The organism is Stenotrophomonas sp. PS02298 (assembly GCF_029959445.1).
In the GTDB taxonomy this organism is placed as follows: Bacteria; Pseudomonadota; Gammaproteobacteria; order Xanthomonadales; family Xanthomonadaceae; genus Stenotrophomonas.
The window spans coordinates 1-394 of record NZ_JASCOR010000340.1 but is presented as its reverse complement, the minus strand read 5'-3'; the positions used below and the strand labels follow the sequence as shown (position 1 = coordinate 394).

Sequence of the window (394 nt, the reverse complement as noted above, 5' to 3'; positions counted from 1 at the left end):
GTTGCCCGGGTACGCGAAGCGCACCGGGGTTTCCCCCAACGCTCGACGGCAGCCGTGGCTCCCCCCCGGGTGCGCTGCGCTTACCCGGGCTACACTGACCGCGCTTTTTCTTCACAAACCTGTTGACGCCACCAGAAACGTCCTACATAATCTCGCTCCTGAGTCGCCCAGGTGGCGGAATTGGTAGACGCACTAGCTTCAGGTGCTAGCGGGGGTAACTCCGTGGAGGTTCGAGTCCTCTCCTGGGCACCATGACTCAAACGAAACAACCCGCGAAAGCGGGTTTTTTTGTGCCCGATGCTTTTGTAGTGCCGAGCCATGCTCGGCAGAAGCCTCACCGATAATCCCAACCGTAGTGCCGAGCCATGCTCGGCAGAGGCTCTATCGGTAATGC

General features: G+C 60.2%; 1 tRNA gene. It reads left to right on the top strand.

Going from position 1 to position 394, the window contains the following annotated elements:
- Window positions 1-165 precede the first annotated feature (165 nt).
- Window positions 166-252, top strand: a tRNA-Leu gene (locus QMX78_RS21505).
- The last annotated feature ends 142 nt before the right edge of the window (window positions 253-394 follow it).